Here is an 18,676-nt window from a genome sequence, read left to right as displayed (position 1 = left end):
CCACACAGTCGATCAGGCATCTCAAGGGTGGGGGAGCTTTGCTCACGAACAAGAGGCGAGCGGGTGCGGCCATGGTCGCCGCGCTGCTCACGGCCGGACTCACGTCAGGTGCCGCGTCCGGCGCCACGTCCGGCACGGCGTTCGGCACGACCTCCGTCTCCGGTCCGGGGGGCGCCGGAGACACCCAGCAGCACACCGCGCCGGGCACCGCGCGGAACACCGCGTCCGTGATCACACTGATCACCGGCGACCGCGTGTACGTCAACGCCGAGGGCCGGGTGATCCGCGTACAGCCCGGTGAGGGCCGCGAGAACATCCGGATGTCCATCACGCGCTCCGGGGACAGCACCTATGTCTTCCCGTCCGACGCCCTGGCGCTGATCGGCCAGCGCAAGGTGGACCGTCGACTGTTCGATGTGACGGGGCTGCTGAAGGCCAAGTACGACGACGCGCACCGCGGTTCGGTGCCGCTGATCGTCTCGTACGGCAAGAACCGCGCCACCGCGAAGGCGGCCCTCGCGGAGGCGGATGTCTCGGTGCGCCGTACGCTGCCGACCATCACCGGCGAGGCGCTCAGCGCGCCCAAGGACGAGTCGTCCGACGTCTGGGACGCGCTCACCGAGGCCGGCGACACCGAAACCGAGGAGCGTACGACGGCCCCCGGGATCGAGCGGGTGTGGCTGGACGGCAAGCTCAAGGCGCTCCTCGACAAGAGCGTCCCGCAGATCGGCGCGCCGACGGCCTGGCAGGCCGGTTACGACGGCAAGGGCGTGAAGGTCGCCGTCCTCGACACCGGGGTCGACCAGACAAACCCCGACCTCAAGGGCGTCTCCATCCTCCGTAAGGACTTCTCCGGCTCGGGCAGCACGGTCGACAAGTTCGGCCACGGCACGCATGTCGCGTCGACCCTGGCCGGTTCGGGCGCGAAGTCCGGCGGGAAGTTCAAGGGGGTCGCGCCCGGCGCGAAGATCCTGGACGGCAAGGTCCTCGGGGACGACGGGTTCGGCGGCGAGTCCGGGATCATCGCGGGGATGCAGTGGGCCGCCGACCAGGGCGCCAAGATAGTCAACATGTCCCTCGGCCGCGAGGACGTCCCGGAGGTCGACCCGCTGGAGGCCGCAGTAGAGCGGATCTCGGCGCAGAAGGACGTTCTCTTCGTCGTCGCGGCGGGCAACGAGGGCCCCGAGGCGAAGACAATCGGTTCGCCGGGCAGCGCGCCGTCCGCGCTCACCGTCGGCGCGGTCGACCGCAAGAACAAGATCGCGGACTTCTCCAGCGTGGGCCCGACGGCCGACGGTTCGCTGAAGCCGGACATCACCGCCCCCGGTGTGGACATCGTCGCCGCGAAGGCCGCCAAGGGCTTCATCGGCGACCCGGCCACCGACGGCTACGTTGCTCTGTCCGGTACGTCGATGGCCACCCCGCATGTCGCGGGCGCCGCCGCCATCCTCGCCCAGCAGCACCCCGACTGGACCGGCCGGCAGATCAAGCAGGCGCTGATCTCCTCCGCCAAGCCCAGCGCCGGGCTCACCCCGTACCAGCAGGGCGCGGGCCGCACCGATCTGACGAAGGCGATCACGCAGACCGTACTCAGCGAGCAGGCGTCGCTCAACTTCGGTATGCAGCAGTGGCCGCACGCCGATGACAAGCCGATCACCCAGCAGATCACCTACCGCAACACCGGTACGGCCCCGGTCACCCTCGATCTGACGCTGGAGACCATCGGCCCCAAGGGCAAGGCGGCCCCGGCCGGCTTCTTCACCACCGGCGCGCCGCAGATCACCGTCCCGGCGGGCGGTACGGCGCGCGTCGATCTCACCGCCAACACCAGTGTCGGCAGCCAGGACGGTGTCTTCGCCGGCACACTCGTCGCCAAGGCGGCCACGGGCGGCCAGAGTGTCCGTACCACCTTCGCGGTCGAGCGCGAGTCCGAGGCGCACACCCTCACCCTGAAATACCTCGACACCAAGGGCAAGCCTTCCCAGTCGGGCACGCAGATCCAGGGTCACGGCGACAACGCCGGGATGAGCTACCACTACGACGAGGACGGCGACGGCACGGTCAAGGTGCGGCTGCCGAAGGGCACGTATCTGCTGGACTCCGCGGTCTCGATCCCCACCGGGCAGAAAAACGGCACGGACTACGCGCTCATGGTGCAGCCGAAGCTCTCCCTCACCAAGAACACCACGGTGACCTTCGACGCCCGCAAGACGAAGCCGGTGAACATCACCGCGCCGGGGTCCGCCAAGCAGGTTCAGGGCTATCTGAACTACGCCCTGAGCACGAAGTCGACGTACTACAGCTCGATCTTCACCTTCGGCTCCTTCAAGGGAATCCGCACCGGTCATGTCGGTCCCACGGTGACGGCGAAGGAGTTCGACGCGCAGCTGGGCGGTGTCTGGCAGAAGGGCAGCACCACCTACAACCTCGTCTACAACCGCACCGGCTCTCTGCATCCCGGGCTCACCCACAAGGTCGCCGCGAGCGAACTGGCCCTGATGAACCTGAAGATCGGCGCGTCCAACAAGAACCGCAAGGGCAAGATCGCCACGGCCTGGGAGCTGCCCTCGGGCAGCGGGTTCGAGGCGGAGAGCAACCCGTTCGCGCTGCCCGCCACTGCGAAGACGTATGTCAACGTCCCGAAGGGCGCCAAGTGGAGCTTCGCTCCTGGGCAGTTGGAGCCGCGCAGCTCCTACGAACAGGACGTCAGCTTCGACCGGACCTCCCCCGCGGCGTACCAGCCCAAGAAGACGTACACGAAGACGTTCAACGTCGGGGTGATGAGCCCCAGGATCGGCAGGGCCGACGCCAACTGGCGGTGGGGCAACGAACTCAACTTCTGCGTCGAGGAGTTCACGGACAGCTCCGGGAACGTCGTTCATTCGGAGCCGGCGAAGCAGCGGACCGTTGTCACGCGTGACGGCAAGCAGCTCCTCAACGTCAAGGACCCGTTCTGCCAGTACGTCCTGCCCGTGCCGGCCGCGTCCGCCAAGTACCGGATCAGCACGGATGTGACCCGGCCGGCGAAGGTCACCGGTGTCTCCACCCGGCTCGTCGCGGCCTGGACGTTCCTCTCGAAGAAGCCCTCGGGCGGCAACTCCACACCGCTTCCGCTCTCCTCGGTCCGCTTCGCCCCGAAGCTGGACCTGGCGAGCACCGCGCCGGCGGGCAAGAAGTTCACGGTCCCGCTGACGATCCAGGGCCCGGCGGCGAAGAACTTCAAGTCGCTGGCCGTGCAGGTCTCGTACGACGGGGGCAAGAAGTGGTCGAAGGCGCCCGTCAACACGAAGAGCGGTAAGCGGAGCCTCGCCCTGACCCACCCGAAGAAGGCGAAGTCGGTCTCCTTCAAGGCGAAGCTCACGGACAAGAGCGGCAATGTCTACGACGTCACCATCGAGAAGGCGTACCTGCTGAAGTAGCGGTACGTACCGCCACTGAGCGGAACGACACGATGGCCCGGCCCCACGTACACCGTGGGTCCGGGCCGTCGTGCTGTTCTCGCAGTCGTGCGAGCCGGTTCAGATGAAGGAGTTGATCTGGATCGTCTCCGTACGGCCCGGACCCACACCGATCGCCGAGATCGGCGCGCCCGACATGGCCTCCAGCGCCTTCACGTACGCCTGCGCGTTCTTCGGGAGATCAGCGAAGGTCTTGGCCTTCGTGATGTCCTCCGACCAGCCCGGCAGGTACTCGTACACCGGCTTCGCGTGGTGGAAGTCGGTCTGGTTGTACGGGAGTTCCTCGACGCGGCGGCCGTCGATCTCGTACGCCACACACACCGGGATCTGCTCCCAGCCGGTCAGCACGTCCAGCTTGGTGAGGAAGAAGTCCGTCAGACCGTTGACCCGGGTCGCGTAGCGCGCGATCACCGCGTCGAACCAGCCGCAGCGGCGGTCGCGGCCCGTCGTGACACCGCGCTCGCCGCCGATGCGGCGCAGCGCCTCGCCGTCCTCGTCGAGCAGCTCGGTCGGGAACGGACCGGCGCCGACGCGCGTGGTGTACGCCTTGAGGATGCCGATGACCCGGCTGATCTTCGTCGGTCCGACGCCCGCGCCCGTGCAGGCGCCGCCCGCCGTAGGGTTGGAGGACGTGACGAAGGGGTACGTGCCGTGATCGACGTCGAGCAGTGTGCCCTGGCCCCCCTCGAAGAGGACGACCTTGCCCGCGTCGATCGCATTGTTCAGGACGAGGGTCGTGTCCGAAACGTACGGCTTGAGCTGGTCCGCGAAGCTCAGCAGCTCCTCGACGATCTGGCCGGCCTCTATGGCCCGCCGGTTGAAGACCTTGGCGAGCAGCTGATTCTTGGACTCCAGCGCCGCCTCGACCTTCTGGACGAGGATCGACTCGTCGTAGAGGTCCTGGACACGGATGCCCGTACGGTTGATCTTGTCGGCGTACGTCGGACCGATGCCACGGCCGGTCGTACCGATCTTCCGCTTGCCGAGGAACCGTTCCGTCACCTTGTCGACGGTCACGTTGTACGGCGTGATCAGATGAGCGTTACCGCTGATCAGCAACTTGGATGTGTCGACACCACGCTCGTTGAGCCCGCTCAGCTCGGAGAGCAGGACGGCCGGGTCGACGACCACTCCATTACCGATCACCGGGGTACAACCGGGGGAGAGGATTCCGGAAGGGAGGAGATGCAGTGCGTACTTCTGGTCGCCGACGACGACCGTATGGCCGGCGTTGTTGCCGCCCTGATAGCGCACTACATAGTCCACGGATCCACCGAGCAGGTCGGTGGCCTTTCCCTTGCCTTCGTCACCCCACTGAGCACCGAGCAGCACAAGTGCGGGCACAGGCGTACACCCCTTCCGGGCGGGGCATGTCCAAGGTCAGGGCGGGCGGCGCACAACGCTGTACGTCACACAGAGCGCTGTACGACACGCTGTACGAGATGTACGGCGCGCTGCACGGCACAGATCCGACCGTCGAACCGGATGCCCCGGAATAGACGAAGCCCCTGGCGCAATAGCGCAAGGGGCTCTTGCACAAAGATGCTACCCGAGGAAGGACCGAGGTGTCGGCTCCAGAGCCCGCCGAGAACGGCGCGCAGCAGCTTCTGGTGGTCATCGACCCGGTCGCGGGCCGGACCGACGGCGAATCCGTGCGGATCGCGAAAGATGTGCTGAGCGGCGGAGCGGCGGTGAAACTCTGCTTCCCCGAGGGCCCTGAGGAGCTGTCCCGGGCGCTGGCCAGACGGGGGAACCGGCGCCCGGTGCTGGTCGGCGACGACCGGGCGCTGCTGCGGATGGTCGCGCTGCTCCACCGGGAGCGGGAGCTGTCCTCGGGCGCGCTCTCGCTCGTACCGATCGGCGCGTCGGTGGAGCTGGCGGCCTCGCTCGGCGTGCCCACGGGCGCGGTGGCGGCGGCGCGCGCGGTGCTGGACGGGGCGGTGCGGCGGCTGGATCTGCTGGTGGACGACAGCGACGGGGTGGTGCTGGGGGATCTCCGGATCCCGGCGCTGCCGGTGGCCGGGACGGCGCTGGCCCCGGTGCCCCCGGCCGGCGCGGCTGCCGGCGCGTTCGGCGAATCCGGCGCATCGGCCGCCTCTGCGCCTGGCGCCGGGGTCGGGCCGGCTGCCGCGCATATGTGGCACACGTGCCGCTCCCTGGTCCGTACGCTGGTACGCCCCGTACCGCAGTCGATATCCGGCCACACGCACCGGCTGCGTGTCGAGGCGGACGGGGTCCTGCTGAGCGATCTGGACGAGCCCGTCGAGGGTGTGACCGTACGGTCGCGGGACGGGCGCGCCGAGGTGGTGATCCGCAGGCGCGCGTCGGCGGAGCCGCTCCGGGCGAGCGCGCTGTCCGTGACGGTCTCGGGCGCGGACTTCCGCTACCGGGCGGACGCCCGGGTCACCGGGCCCGTACGGACACGGACGTGGACGCTGCGTCCGGGGGCGTGGGGGCTGATGCTCCCGGCGGGGGCGGTCCGTACATCCGGGCCCGGTAGCCTCGGGCCGGATCGGTAGGCGGGGTACGGGGTACGACGGGGGGCTCATTCCATGCGGGACAGCGGCGACAGATCTGACGACAGATCTTCCGAGCCGACGGCGGCATCGGCAGCGGCGCTGGACGGCGCCGCCACCGCCGCCGCGCTGGCCCGCCACCGCGCCCGCGCGGCCCTGTGGATCAGGGTCGGCGTGGCCCTGATCGCCGGTCTGTCGGCGATCGCCGCGACGGCGCGGGCGAAGGGGTTCGACGACTGGGTGCTTGAGGCAACGGGAAGCCTCATGGGGCTCTCCATCGGCCTGCTGGCGATGGGCCTCGCCTCCCTGCGGCTGTCCCGCCTGATGCGGCGCCGCTTGGCGGCGACACGCTGGACGACCTGCGTCGCGGCCGCCGTACCACGCGGCTCGCGGCCCGCGCTCCTGGTGCTGCGCGACCCGGTGACCGACGGACTGCGACCGATGACCGTCATCGCGACCGCCCGCCGCCAGTCACTGGTCCAGCCCCTGTCCATCGGCCTCCTGTGGTGGTGCGGCGACCCGACCAAGGATTCCACCGGCGGCGTCCTGGCCCCACCGGGCGGCGGCGAAGTCGTCTGGGCAACCCCCATACGCAGCCCCTTGACCCGCCGCCGAGCAGTCCGAGCAGCGGAACAGGCGGGACTGATGGACCGCCCGGGGGCGGGGGCGGGTGGGGACGGGCCCTCGCCCGCGCCGGGGCGCAAGACCGTACCCACGTACGGGGGCATGCCCGTCCCACCCGCCGTCGATAACTCCACGGCCGGGGCGGCTGAGACCGCCCCCAGGGTTGCGGTCGAGGCCGCAAGCGCGGCCGGATCCGGCGGGTACGGGACCACGACCGACGCCAACACCGGGACCGATGTCGCGCCCTTGGCCAGGCCCGGGGCCGAGGCCGGGACAGACGCCGAAGCCAGGGCCGAGGCCGCACCCGCGCCCGGGCACGAGGACTTGCCCGGCGCACCCGCCGCACCTGGCGCGGAGGGCCCCGGGTACGGAGGCGTGCCGACCACGCCCGCCGTGGATAACGCCACGGCCGGGACGGCTGAGCCCAGGGCCGAGGACGCGCCCGCGCCCGGGGGCCAGATCGTGTCTGGGCACGAGGACTTGCCCTCCGCACCCGCCACGCCCACGGCGCCCGCCGCCCCTGGCGCGGAGGCCGCCGCACCTGGCCACGGCGCCGGCCCCGCCGCCAGCCCCGAGAGCGTCAGCTCTCACCGCGTCCGCTCTCATCGCCTCGGCTCTCAGCCGGCCCGTCCCCTCTCCTTCGGTGTCTTCGCCGCTGAGGCGCGGCGGCTGTACGTTCCCGTGCCGTTGCCCCGGGCCGGGAATCGGTGGGCCGTGCGGTATGCGCGGCCGGAGCGGGATATCCGGGAGGTGCCGTGGTGGCGGGTGCGGACGTTGCGGAGTTCGACGACGCTGGCCGGTACCGTGCTCGGCCTCGGCGGCGCCGTCGCGCAGGCGGCCGTGGGGTTCGCCTCGAACGGCGGCGGATGGGCGCTGGGACTCCAACGCGTGGTGTTCTGCGCGTTCTTCACGGCCGTCGGGCTGCACTCCCTCCACCGGCTGCTCCGCCACGGCGCGCCCACCGCCCGGCGGCTCCAGCGGGCCGGGCGCGCGCCCGTACCCGTACCCAGGCGGTATGTCCTGCTGCACGATCCGGACAGCGGCGGACCGCTGCTGCTGCTCTTCCCCGCGCACGGCGGCGACAGCGACCAACCCGAGGCGCTGCTCGGGATCCTCGCCCCCGGTCCGGCCGGGCGGCCCTGGACCGGGCTGCCGGTGGCGCCGGTGGGGACGGCTGAGCTGCGCGGCTGGCTGGACGCCGCGCCGACCGTCGTACCGTGGATCGACGGCCGCCCGCTCTGGCCCCGGCACCCGTACCGGCAAATCAACCCGGGCGATCCGGAGACCCGGACGTATCTGGAGCGCCTCGCGCCGCCGTCCCCGTCCCCGTACCCGAACGCACCCGCATCAGCATCCGCGCCCGGCACCACCGCCGCCCAAGGTGACACATGACGACTGAGACGGTCTTCCGCAGCGCCGACATCCCGGCGTCCGACCGCTTCGCCTACTGGAGCGCGCTCATGTCGGACACCGTCTGCCCGATGGACCTGCGCTGCCCGACCGCCGGGGACTTCCGGGCGGAGATGCGGGTGATCCCGCTCGGTTCCGCCGTGGTGTGGTCGACGCAGCTGCCGCCGGTGCACATGGTGCGGACGGACCGGATGATCCGGCGCTCCGACCCCGGGCTCTACCACCTCTCCCTGCCGCTGAGCGGACGGGTGGACGTGGAGCAGATGTCCTACCGGAGCGTTCACTACCGGCGCCAGCTGTACGTGGTCGACACCGACCGCCCGTTCGTGTGCCGGACCACCGGCAGCGAGATGCGGGGCATCGGCCTGGAGATACCCAAGCAGCTCGTACCGCTGCCCACCGGCCGGGTGGAACGGCTGCTGGCCCGGCAGCTCTCCGGGCGCGAGGGGATCGGCGCGTACCTCGCGGACTTCCTCACCCGCATCGCCCGTGACGTCCCGCGCCCCGGCACGGCGGAGGCGTCCCGGCTGGACGCCATCCTCCTCGATCTCTTCATCGCGACCCTGGCGCACGGCATGGAGGCGGAGGACGAACTGCCGCCGCACGCGCGCAGGAGCGCGCTGGCGCTGTCCGTGAAGGCGTTCATCCGCGAGAACCTGGGCGATCCGCAGCTCACGGCCAGTGCCGTCGCCGCCTCGCACCACATCTCCAGCAGCTATCTGCACGGGCTGTTCCGGAGCGAGGAGACGACGGTGTCGGCGTGGATCCGGCGCCTGCGCCTCGAACGCGCCCGGCGCGACCTCACCGATCCCTCGCAGGCCACCGTGCCCATCGGCCATATCGCCGCCCGCTGGGGCTTCGCCCACTACGCGGTCTTCAGCCGGGCGTTCCGGACGGAGTACGGGATCTCCCCGCGCGAGTGCCGGTACGAGGCGCTCGCCGAAATCGCCACCGGCGCGACGGGCGCCACCGGAAGTGTGGACTCCTGATCAACAGGTCGTGGACAGATCGTCAACGACGTCGGGTTCCAGCGAAATTAGAGTAGTCCGTGAGGTTGACCAGCCAGGGAACCCGCGTATGCGGGGACCGCAGTGGCATGAAACCGTAGGCCGGTACGGGGGTTCCGCCTACGGTTTCATGCCCCTGCGGCTCCCCGCTGCTTCTTCTCGGTGGCGGTCCCACGCTTCTCGATGATGGCCCCGCGCCGCTCCTCCTGGCGCTCCCGCCACCGCTCCATCATCTGCTCCAGCTCCTCCTGGACGTACGCGAAGAACTCGGCCGTCTCCGCCATCCGCGCCCCGGCCGGGGTGTCCTCGCCGAGCGAGTCCACACCGTCGCGCAGGGTGTGCTCCCAGCGGGTGAGGATCGCGTCCCGCTGCGTGAACGTGGTGTACCAGAGCTGGGTGTGCAGCCGGTAGCGGTCCCGGCGGGTGCCGGGGTCGCGCTCCCGGCTGACCATGCCGACCTGAGTGAGATAGCGGACCGCGCCCGAGACGGCCGCCGGGCTGATGCCGAGCCGTTCGCTCAGCTCGGCCGAGGTCAGGCTCGCGTCGTCCGAGGCGAGCAGCGCGGCGAAGACACGCGACGCGGTCCGCTGCATGCCGGCCTCGGTCATCTCGGCGGCAAAGCGCTCCACGAAGCGCGACACGGCCTCCGAGTTCCGCGCGCTTTCGCCGTCGATCGACGTACCGCTCATGTCCCTACTCATCTCGCTCGTCCCCGTCGTCCCGTCGTCCCCGTCTCGCCGTCTCCGATCTTATAGGGAGCTTTTGACGCTTCCTTAACTTCACGATTTTGTGAAAGTAGCGTATGTTCGGAAACATGACGAAGGCAATCAGCGTCGCCGGACTCCACAAGTCGTTCGGCCGCACCACCCACGCGCTGGACGGTCTCGATCTCGCCGTAGAAACCGGCGAGGTCCACGGCTTCCTCGGCCCCAACGGCGCCGGCAAGTCCACCACCATCCGGGTCCTCCTCGGCCTGCTGCGCGCCGACTCCGGCGCGGCCCAGCTCCTCGGCGGGGACCCGTGGCGGGACGCCGTACGGCTGCACCGGCGTGTCGCGTACGTACCCGGGGACGTGACCCTGTGGCGCGGCCTCTCCGGCGGGGAGGTCATCGACCTGTACGGGCGGCTGCGCGGCGGGCTCGATCCGGCGCGCCGGGCGGAGCTGGTCGAACGCTTCGAGCTGGACCCCACGAAGAAGGGGCGCGCGTACTCGAAGGGCAACCGGCAGAAGGTCGCGCTGGTCGCCGCGTTCGCGTCCGACGTCGACCTCCTGATCCTCGACGAGCCGACCTCGGGGCTCGATCCGCTGATGGAGGAGGTGTTCCAGCGGTGTGTGCGGGAGGAGCGCGACCGGGGCCGGACGGTGCTGCTGTCGAGCCATGTGCTGAGCGAGGTCGAGGCGTTGTGCGACCGGGTGAGCATCATCCGCAAGGGGGTGACCGTCGAGTCGGGTTCGCTCGCGGAGCTGCGGCATCTGACCCGTACGAGCGTGAGCGCGGAGCTGGCCGGGCCGCCGGAGGGGCTGGCGGGGCTGCCCGGCGTGCACGATCTGGACGTACGGGACCTGGACGTACGGGACCTGGACGTACGGGACCTGGACGTACGGGGCCCGGACGTGCGGGGCCCGGACGTGCGGGGCCCGGACGTGCGGGGCGGGCGGCGGGTGCGGCTCCAGGTCGACACCGACAAGCTGGACGCCGTACTACGGGTGCTGAGCGCGGCCGGGGTGCGGTCGCTGACGAGCACACCGCCGACGCTGGAGGAGCTGTTCCTGCGGCATTACGCGGCGGACGGAGCGGCCGGGACTGACGGCGGCGCGGCGGTGAGCGCGCGATGACGACCACGACCGTACCCGCCGTCCCCCGCGCCGACTCCCGCAGGATCCGTACGACGACGGAGCAACTCGCCGGAACGGGAACGCTGTTGCGTCTCGCCCTGCGCCGCGACCGGCTCCTGATCCCCCTCTGGGCGCTCGCGCTCGGCGGCTCCTTCGCGTCCGTGGCGCGCTCGCTGGCCGCGCTGTACGAAACGGACGCGGCGCGCGCCGAGTTCGCGCGGTCGGTGGCCGCGAACGGCACCGTGCGCGCGCTGTACGGTCCGGTCTTCGCGGACTCCGTGGGCGGGCTGACGGCATGGCGGATGGCCGGGACCGGGGCGGCGCTCGCCGGTGCGATGAGCCTGGTGATCGTCGTACGGCACACCCGGGAGGAAGAGGAGACGGGCCGTCAGGAGATGCTGTCGGCGGCGATGGTCGGGCGCCGGGCGGCGCTGACGGCGGGGCTGCTGGCGGCGCTCGCCGCCAATGCGGCGCTGATGCTGGTGATTGTCGCCGGGATGGTGAACTCCGGTGCGGGGGTGGCCGGTTCGGTCGCGCTGGGGGCGGCGGTCGGTGGCGCCGGTATGGTCTTCGCCGGTACGGCGGCCGTCGCCGCGCAGCTCACCGGGAACGCCCGGCTGGCGAAGGGGCTGACGGCCGCCGCGCTGGGGGCGGCGTTCGCGCTGAAGGCGGTGGGGGACGCGGCGGCGGGCGCCGGTTCGTCCCCCGTACCGACAACATGGCTGTCGCCGATGGGCTGGGCCGAGCACGTGCGCGCCTTCGGCGCCGAGCGCTGGTGGGTCCTGCTGCTGCCGGTCGCCGCGTTCGCGCTCCAGGCCGTCGTCGCGTACACCCTGGCGGGCCGGCGCGACCTCGGCATGAGCTTCCTGCCGGCCAGGCCGGGCCCGGCGGCCGGCGCGCTCGGCACGGCGGGCGCGCTGGCGCTGCGGCTCCAGCGCGGCGGCCTGGCCGGCTGGGCCGGTGGCTTCCTGCTGGCCGGAATCGCCTTCGGCGGGCTGGCCAACGGCGCGGCGGAGCTGGTCGGCGACAACGAGGCGACCCGGCGGATCTTCGAGCGCATGGGCGGTCAGCGGGGGCTCACGGACGCGTTCCTCGCGTCCATGGTCGGCATGCTCGGCATGGTCGCGGCGCTGTTCACCGTCGCCTCGGTCCTCCGACTGCACGGCGAGGAGACCGCAGGCCGCGCCGAACCACTCCTCGCGTCACCGGTCGGCCGGCTGCGCTGGGCGGCGGGCCACCTGACGATCGCCTTCGGCGGCGCGGCGCTGATCATGGCGCTGGGCGGCGTCGGCCTGTCCATCGGCTACGGCCACGACCCGGCCGGCATCCTGGGCGCCGCGCTGCTGCGCCTGCCCGCGATCTGGCTCCTGGGCGGCCTGGCAGTCCTCCTGTACGGCCTCACCCCAAGCGCCGCCCCCACCACCACATGGGCAGCCACCGGCCTCGCCCTGGCCCTGGGCTGGCTGGGCCCAGCACTGAACCTGCCGCCCTGGGCGATGGACCTGTCCCCATTCGACCGACTGCCGAAGCTACCGGGCGGGGAGATGGCGTGGCCCCCGGCACTCATCATGACGGCACTGGCGGGGGCGCTGGTGGCGGGCGGGCTGGCGGGGCTACGACGGCGCGATCTGCGGGGGTGAGGGGGGTGGACCGGTGGCCCGGGTGAGGGGGCGCGCCGTAACACCGCCGGCAACGGCGGCCGGTTTCCTCCACAGGGTGTGGAGGAAGCTGCAAAACCTGCCGCGCCGCTCCCCTCAGCGCACGTACTCCTTCAGCTCTTCGGTGTCGAGTTCGATACCGACCGGGTCCGGGAGCATCACCCTCTTGCCGAAGTCGGCCACTTGGCAGTACCCGTAACCGTCGGCCGACGGCTCCGTGAACACACTGACCGTGCAATGGTCGCGATCGATCAGCAGATAGACGGGGATGCCCGCCGCCGCGTAGGCGGCCGGCTTCTCCTTGCGGTCCCGCCGGTCCGTGTCGGAGTCGTACGAGGTGACCTCGACCGTCATCAGCGACAGCGCCGGGTCGGCCCAGTCGCCCTGCCCAACGAACGCCTTCTCCGGCGCGAGAACGGCGTCCGGCTTGGCCCGGCCCTTCCGGTACGCCTCGACCAGCAGCCCGATCTCGCCGCCCGCGTACAGCCAGAGGTCCGGCCGGGCCTGCATACAGCGCTTCTGGAGCCACCTGATGATCTCGCTGTGATCACCATCCGTCATGTACTTGAGCCCGATCCGTCCGTTGATGAATTCCAGCCTGACGGCGTCGGATTCCTTCTCGACGAGCTTGGCCAGCCTCTCGAACTCCTCGACGGACATGTAACTCACGTGCTCTGCCATAACTGTCATCGTGCACCTCCTGCCAGACGGATGCCAGCATGGCGAAACGGACGGCGGGCGCGGAGGCATATGCCGGTGTGATCACCCGTGTGAGTGATCACCGCCGCCACCTCACCCCGGCGTCACCACGGCCACCACCGTCAGCGCATATACCTCTTCAGATTCTCGGTATCCAGCTCGATGCCGATGGGGTCCGGCAGGACGACCCGCTCTCCGAAGGCGACCGTTTCGCGGTGGCGGTAGGCGCCGGTGGCCGCGTCCGGAACGCTGTGCACGGTGAGGGTGAAATCGTCGCGGTCGATCAGCAGATACGCCGGGATACCTGCATCCGCATAGGCGGACGGCTTCTCCTTGCGGTCCCGGTTGTGGGTGTCCGAGTCGAACGAGGTGACCTCCAGGACCATCAGTACGCCGTCGGGGTCAGCCCACTCGCCCTCCCCCTCGAAGTGCCCGACGGGCGCCAGTGCGCCGTCCGGCCGGGCGCGGCCTTTGCGGTACTTGCCCACTCTCAGACCCTGCATGTTGTCGAGGTCCAGATCCGGCCTCAACTGCATGCACTGCCGAATCAGCCACATGATGATCGCGCCGTGATCCCCGTCCGGCATCTTCCTGACTCCGATTCGCCCGCCGATGAATTCCAGCCTGACGCTCTCGGACTCCACGGCGGCAAACTCGGCGATCCTCTCGAACTCCTCCACCGACATCCGCGGCGTAACCTTCGACGTTCGCTCTGCCATAACTGTCATCGTGCACCTCCTGCCAGACGGATGCCAGCATCGCGATACGGACGGCGGGCTCGGAGGCATATGCCGGTGCGATCACCCGTGTGAGTGATCACCGGCGCCGCCTCACCCCGGCGTCACCAAGCGCGCCTCGTACGCGAAGACCGCCGCCTGTGTGCGGTCGCGGAGGCCCAGTTTCACCAGGATCCGGCTCACATGTGTCTTGATCGTGGACTCCGCGACCACCAGATGCTCCGCGATCTCCGCGTTCGACAGGCCCTGCGCGATCAGTACCAGCACCTCCGTCTCGCGCTCGGTCAGTTCCCCTATCCGGGCCATCGCGGGCGCCCGGGGGTTGTCGGCCAGGCGGGCGAACTCGGTGATGAGGCGCCGGGTGACCGCCGGTGCCAGCAGCGCCTCGCCGGACGCCACCACCCTTACACCGTCGGCCAGTTGGCGCGCCGAGGCATCCTTGAGCAGAAAGCCGGAGGCGCCCGCGCGCAGCGCCTGGTAGACGTACTCGTCCAGGTCGAAGGTGGTGAGGACGAGCACCTTCGCGTCGGCGTTCGCCGCGACGATCTCGCGGGTCGCGTCGATACCGTTCAGCTCCGGCATACGGATGTCCATCAGCACCACGTCGGGGCGGAGCGCGGCGACCCGGCCCACCGCCTCGCGGCCGTTCACCGCCTCGCCGACGACCTCGATGTCGGGCATGGCGTTCAGCAGGACGGAGAAGCCCTCGCGGACCATGACCTGGTCGTCCACGATGAGCACTTTGATGGTGGGGGCGGAGGCTCCAGCGCCGCCGCCCGCGCTCCCGGTGCGGTCCGTCATCACGCGTTACCGCCCTTGCCCTTGTCGCCGTCCCTGTCGGTGTCCCTCACCAGCGCCACCGGAATGAACGCCGCGACCTCGTAGCCGCCGTCCTCCGTGGGCTCCGCGGTCATCTCGCCGTTCAGCATGGACACCCGCTCCCGCATCCCGGTGATGCCGTGCCCCGCCCCTGGCGACGGCTTGACCAGGCCGCGCGGCGCGGTGTTGACGATCCGCAGGCCCAGCCCGCCGAGTACGTAACTGATCTCGACCCGTGCCGTCGCCCCCGGCGCGTGCCGCAGCGCGTTGCTCAGCGCCTCCTGCACGATGCGGTACGCCGACAGCTCGACGCCCGGCGGCAGCTCCCGTACCGAGCCGGTGACCGTCTTCTCCACGGTCAGCCCGGCGTCGCGGACGTTGTCGAGCAGCCCGTCGAGTTCGGCGAGGGTGGGCTGCGGGGCGTCGGGCGCCTCGTAGTCGTCGGCCCGTACGACACCGAGGATGCGGCGCAGCTCGGTCAGCGCGGCGACGGCGTTCTCGCGGATGGTGACGAACGCCTGCTCCAGTTCGGGCGGTGGATTCTCCACCCGGTACGGCGCGGCCTCCGCCTGGATCGCCACGACGGACATGTGGTGGGCGACGACGTCGTGCAGCTCGCGGGCGATGGTGGTGCGCTCCTCCAGCAGTGTGCGCCGGCCGCGTTCGACGGCGGTGACGCTCTGCTGCTCGGCGACCTGGTGTTCCGCCTCGCGGCGTACGTGCACCATGCTCACGCTGAGCAGCGCGATGGCGGAGAGGAAGAGCATGGGGACCGCGCTGCCGACGTTGCTGTAACCGCGGTCGAAGAAGATCCCGGCGAACAGCGAGTACGCCGCCGTGATCAACCACATCCAGACAGCGACGCGCGGCCGGGTACGGGCGCCCACGATGGCGATCACCACGAGGTATCCGGCGAAGGTCCCCGCCGTCCACGGCCAGCCGCCGAACGTGAGGATGCTCACCGCACCGGAGACCCCCAGCGCCAGCCACCACGCGCCGACCGGCCGGGCCATCGTCAGCAGCACCGGCAGTGTGATCATGAGCGCGAAGACCGGGCCGGCGCTCCCCATGGCGACGGCGAACACCATCAGCGCACCGAAGACGACCACGGCGTGCGGCACCCACGCGGCGAGCGCGCGTATCCGGCGCGGAACCACCCGGTCGAACGGGCCGAGCGTACGCAGGGGCCGCAGCGGACGGTACGCGAAGGCATCGTGGATGAGGTCCTGGCGCAGTCCGGCGAAGGCCCTGGCCGCCAGGTGGAACTCAGGGCTCCGGGTCTCCCCGGTGGTTGTCTCGGTCACGCTGCCACGGTAGGCGGACGACGGGCCGGGGTCGTCCCTACGGAAGGGGATCCTCGGGCGTCCGTCGCAGGTACTACGGGGGGTGACGGGGGCGGTGCGGGGTGCGGGCACGTGGGACTACGCGGATGGTCCGGCCCTTCCGGCCCGTCCGGCCCTTCCGCAGCGCAGGGCGCCATCGAGCGCGTCGAGCCACCCGGAGACCGGCCCCAACGTCAGCAGCCCGCTGCCCGCCCCGGCCAACTCCCCAACAGCCGGCGCAAGCGCCCGCCGCGCCCGCGCCATCACCTCCCGATCACCAAGCACAAGCGCCGCCCACGCGGTAAGGCACCACATCGCCTCGAACAGCAGGTCACGGGCGGGCTCAGGGGTACGACGCAACGCGTCGGCGGCGTCGTCGCGACGCCCCTGCGCAAGATGCACGAGGGGCCGCGCCCAGGGGGCGTAGGGCCCCCAGTCGACGGTGGTCCATGCCGCGATGCCTGCGGCGGCGTCCGTAGATTCTGCGGGTGCGGCGGGCGCCGATTCCGCGGGCGCGGGCTGTATGGCTGCCGCCTGCGATGCGGGCGCCTCGGGCCCGGTGCGGGCCGCAGGTGCGGTGGGCGATGCCGGTGCTGTGCTCGTCGCGGGCTCCGCAGGCGCCATGGGACCGGTGCCCGCCGGGGACCCTGCGGGTGCCGCAGGCTTCGTGGGCGCGGCAGGCGCTACGGGCCCCAGGCCCCCCGTCGGCGCCGTGGACACGACGGGCGTCGCGGGCACCACGGGCACCGCAGGCGTCGCGGGCACCACTGGCGTCACAGGCCCCGTACGCCCCGTGGGCCCTGAAGGCCCCACCGGCCCCACCCGCCCCGCGAACTCCGTGCGTACGTAAATGCTGAGCAGCGCCAGCGGGAGTAGGCCGTCGCGTAGGCCGGGCATGCCGGCGTCGGCTAGTGGGGCGGCGGCCTCGTGGTAGGCCGTTGCCTGTTCGGCGGGCGTTGCCTTGCCCGTCGCGGCGAGGCGTAGTGCTCGGTACCACCGCGTGAATACGGCGACCAGCGGCACCTCGTGGCGTTCGGCCAGGCGGTCGGCCGCGGCGGCGTGCGTGTCGGCGGTGGTGAAGTCGGCGAGTGCGCTGCGGGCCTGGAGGCGGACGAGGTGGCCGAGCACCTCGAAGCCGACCAGGCCGTGGCGGGCCGACAGCGTGATCAGCTCGGCGCCGATCGCGTCGCGTTCCGGGGCGAGGCCCGCGCGGTGGCAGGTCTGCATGAACACGCCGTTGAGGGCGAACGCCAGCAGGGCCGGATCGTCCAGCCCCCGGGCGATCCGCTCGGCCTGCCGCGCGGCGGGCCCTGCCGACCGCCGGTCGCCCCCGCGCGACTCCACGGCGATCGTCGCCAGCAGCCGGGCCCGGGCCGGTTCTCCGCCGGTGGCGGGCAGCGCCGCCAGGGTGCGTTCGGCGACGGATACGACGCGGGCCGCCTGGCCGGGGTCGTCGGAGCGGGTCCAGACCGCCGGGACGTCGTACGCGCCGATCACCCGGGCGGTCAGCTCCGCGTCGCCCAGCTCCTCGGCCGCCGCGATGGCCCGTACCCGGTGGCCGCGGGCCGCCTCCAGGCCGCCGCCCCCGGTCACCGCGAGGTTGCGCAGGAGGCCCACGGTCGACTCCAGGCGGGCGCGGGCGCCGGCCGACACCGTACGGTCGTACGCGGCGGCGGCCTCCGCCCACACGGAAGCGGCGGCCGAGGCCCCAGCCGAAGAAGGAGCCGCCAGGTGCTCCGCCTGCGCGAGGATGTCCGCCTCCAGGGCGCGCAGCCCCGGGCCCGGGTCCACCCCCAGCTGCTCGACCAGGAGCGTACGGGCCCGGCGCAGCACGGCGAGCGCGTCGCCCTGGCGGCCGGAGCGGTACAGCGCGAGCGCCAGCAGCCGCCAGGCGTCCTCGCGCCAGGGGTGCTCGGCGACATGCGCGTCGAGATCCGGTACCGCCGCCGCGGCCGGGCCGAGCGCCAGCCGCGCCCCGGCCAGCCGCTCCACGGCGTGCAGCCGCAGCTCCGCCAGGCGCGACCGCTCCGCGCGCGCCCACGGCTCATCGGCGAACTCCGCGTACGCGGGCCCGCGCCACCACCCGAGCGCCTCTTCGAGCCGTACGAGCACCTCCCCGCCCCCGTCCCCGTCCCCGAACGCCCCCGCCCAGGACGAGGGCTCCGGGGCCGCGGCCACCGCCCGTTCGAACCGCCAGGCATCCACCGCGTCCGCCCCAGCGCGCAGCGCGTATCCCGGGCCCTCCGTGACCAGGAGCCGCGCGGGCGCGCGCGGCGGGCGCTCGGGCTCCAGCGCGCGCCGGAGCGCGGCCACGAACGTACGTACGGCCCCCACCGCCCCCGGCGGCGGCACCACCCACAGCTCCTCGACCAGCCGGCCGACCGGAACGACACGCCGCCGCGCGACGATCAGCCGGGCGAGTACGGCACGGTGCCGGGGCCCCTTCAGCGGAATCGGATCCCCGGCGGCGTCCCAGGCCGTCACTGGCCCCAGCACGCCGAACCCGACCTGCTCCGACTGCGACTGCGGCTGCGACCGCGGCTCCGGCATACCCGTCACCTCACCTCTCTCGCCGCATCTCCCGCGTGT

The 18,676-nt window shown here is 71.6% G+C and carries 13 protein-coding genes; 6 read left to right on the top strand and 7 right to left on the bottom strand.

Features of this window, described 5'->3' with window-relative positions; translation table 11 throughout:
* The first annotated feature begins 38 nt into the window (after positions 1-38).
* Positions 39-3,419, top strand: a complete 3,381-nt coding sequence (locus DVK44_RS18400) for a S8 family peptidase (protein WP_228447239.1) — start codon at positions 39-41, stop codon at positions 3,417-3,419.
* A gap of 99 nt (positions 3,420-3,518) precedes the next feature.
* Here the strand turns inward: DVK44_RS18400 and DVK44_RS18395 are convergent, their stop codons facing one another.
* Complete coding sequence (locus DVK44_RS18395) at positions 3,519-4,802, bottom strand: adenylosuccinate synthase (protein WP_114660632.1); 1,284 nt, start codon at positions 4,800-4,802, stop codon at positions 3,519-3,521.
* A 221-nt stretch (positions 4,803-5,023) separates the two neighbouring features.
* On the opposite strand from DVK44_RS18395, the gene DVK44_RS18390 reads away from it, so the two are divergent.
* Genes DVK44_RS18390 through DVK44_RS18375 form a run of 3 tightly spaced genes read left to right on the top strand, consistent with a single transcriptional unit; the run spans position 5,024 to position 8,997 of the window.
* Positions 5,024-5,977, top strand: coding sequence for a diacylglycerol kinase family protein (locus DVK44_RS18390; RefSeq protein ID WP_114660631.1), 954 nt, complete (start codon positions 5,024-5,026; stop codon positions 5,975-5,977).
* A 33-nt stretch (positions 5,978-6,010) separates the two neighbouring features.
* Positions 6,011-7,990 carry a hypothetical protein gene (locus DVK44_RS36445; protein WP_162793939.1) on the top strand — a complete coding sequence of 660 codons (1,980 nt, stop codon included), beginning with the start codon at positions 6,011-6,013 and terminating at the stop codon, positions 7,988-7,990.
* Positions 7,987-8,997: an AraC family transcriptional regulator gene (locus DVK44_RS18375; RefSeq protein ID WP_114660628.1), complete on the top strand. Its 1,011-nt coding sequence runs from the start codon at positions 7,987-7,989 to the stop codon at positions 8,995-8,997. Before DVK44_RS36445 ends, DVK44_RS18375 begins: the two co-directional genes overlap by 4 nt.
* A gap of 146 nt (positions 8,998-9,143) precedes the next feature.
* Here the strand turns inward: DVK44_RS18375 and DVK44_RS18370 are convergent, their stop codons facing one another.
* Positions 9,144-9,704: a GbsR/MarR family transcriptional regulator gene (locus tag DVK44_RS18370; RefSeq protein WP_181957481.1), complete on the bottom strand. Its 561-nt coding sequence runs from the start codon at positions 9,702-9,704 to the stop codon at positions 9,144-9,146.
* Between the two features lie 125 nt (positions 9,705-9,829).
* Here DVK44_RS18370 and DVK44_RS18365 point away from each other — a divergent pair, with 125 nt between their 5' ends.
* Positions 9,830-10,852 (top strand): ABC transporter ATP-binding protein, encoded by a 1,023-nt coding sequence (locus DVK44_RS18365; protein ID WP_114665251.1) that lies wholly within the window; start codon positions 9,830-9,832, stop codon positions 10,850-10,852.
* Positions 10,849-12,492, top strand: a complete 1,644-nt coding sequence (locus DVK44_RS18360; protein ID WP_228447238.1) for an ABC transporter permease — start codon at positions 10,849-10,851, stop codon at positions 12,490-12,492. The genes DVK44_RS18365 and DVK44_RS18360 overlap by 4 nt, the downstream gene beginning before the upstream one ends.
* 114 nt (positions 12,493-12,606) lie before the next feature.
* On the opposite strand, the gene DVK44_RS18355 is transcribed toward DVK44_RS18360, so the two are convergent.
* The 5 genes from DVK44_RS18355 to DVK44_RS18330 all read right to left on the bottom strand — a co-directional run bounded on the left by DVK44_RS18355 (position 12,607) and on the right by DVK44_RS18330 (position 18,637).
* Positions 12,607-13,200 (bottom strand): Uma2 family endonuclease, encoded by a 594-nt coding sequence (locus DVK44_RS18355; protein ID WP_114660626.1) that lies wholly within the window; start codon positions 13,198-13,200, stop codon positions 12,607-12,609.
* A gap of 131 nt (positions 13,201-13,331) precedes the next feature.
* Positions 13,332-13,937 (bottom strand): Uma2 family endonuclease, encoded by a 606-nt coding sequence (locus DVK44_RS18350; protein WP_114660625.1) that lies wholly within the window; start codon positions 13,935-13,937, stop codon positions 13,332-13,334.
* Between the two features lie 102 nt (positions 13,938-14,039).
* Positions 14,040-14,747: a response regulator gene (locus DVK44_RS18345; RefSeq protein WP_114660624.1), complete on the bottom strand. Its 708-nt coding sequence runs from the start codon at positions 14,745-14,747 to the stop codon at positions 14,040-14,042.
* Positions 14,747-16,069, bottom strand: coding sequence for a sensor histidine kinase (locus tag DVK44_RS18340; protein WP_114660623.1), 1,323 nt, complete (start codon positions 16,067-16,069; stop codon positions 14,747-14,749). Before DVK44_RS18340 ends, DVK44_RS18345 begins: the two co-directional genes overlap by 1 nt.
* A gap of 117 nt (positions 16,070-16,186) precedes the next feature.
* A complete protein-coding gene (locus DVK44_RS18330; RefSeq protein ID WP_228447237.1) occupies positions 16,187-18,637 on the bottom strand; it encodes an AfsR/SARP family transcriptional regulator in 2,451 nt (816 codons plus the stop codon).
* Between the last annotated feature and the right edge of the window lie 39 nt (positions 18,638-18,676).

Origin of the sequence: Streptomyces paludis (assembly GCF_003344965.1) — a bacterium.
GTDB lineage: Bacteria > Actinomycetota > Actinomycetes > Streptomycetales > Streptomycetaceae > Streptomyces > Streptomyces paludis.
This window is presented reverse-complemented; position numbering and strand designations above follow the sequence as displayed.

Coding starts and splice junctions, on each gene's coding strand:
- DVK44_RS36445 (WP_162793939.1), top strand. CDS start 6,011: ATGCGGGACAGCGGCGACAGATCTGACGACAGATCTTCCGAGCCGACG.
- DVK44_RS18375 (WP_114660628.1), top strand. CDS start 7,987: ATGACGACTGAGACGGTCTTCCGCAGCGCCGACATCCCGGCGTCCGAC.
- DVK44_RS18370 (WP_181957481.1), bottom strand. CDS start 9,704: ATGAGCGGTACGTCGATCGACGGCGAAAGCGCGCGGAACTCGGAGGCC.
- DVK44_RS18365 (WP_114665251.1), top strand. CDS start 9,830: ATGACGAAGGCAATCAGCGTCGCCGGACTCCACAAGTCGTTCGGCCGC.
- DVK44_RS18360 (WP_228447238.1), top strand. CDS start 10,849: ATGACGACCACGACCGTACCCGCCGTCCCCCGCGCCGACTCCCGCAGG.
- DVK44_RS18355 (WP_114660626.1), bottom strand. CDS start 13,200: ATGACAGTTATGGCAGAGCACGTGAGTTACATGTCCGTCGAGGAGTTC.
- DVK44_RS18350 (WP_114660625.1), bottom strand. CDS start 13,937: ATGACAGTTATGGCAGAGCGAACGTCGAAGGTTACGCCGCGGATGTCG.
- DVK44_RS18345 (WP_114660624.1), bottom strand. CDS start 14,747: ATGACGGACCGCACCGGGAGCGCGGGCGGCGGCGCTGGAGCCTCCGCC.
- DVK44_RS18330 (WP_228447237.1), bottom strand. CDS start 18,637: ATGCCGGAGCCGCGGTCGCAGCCGCAGTCGCAGTCGGAGCAGGTCGGG.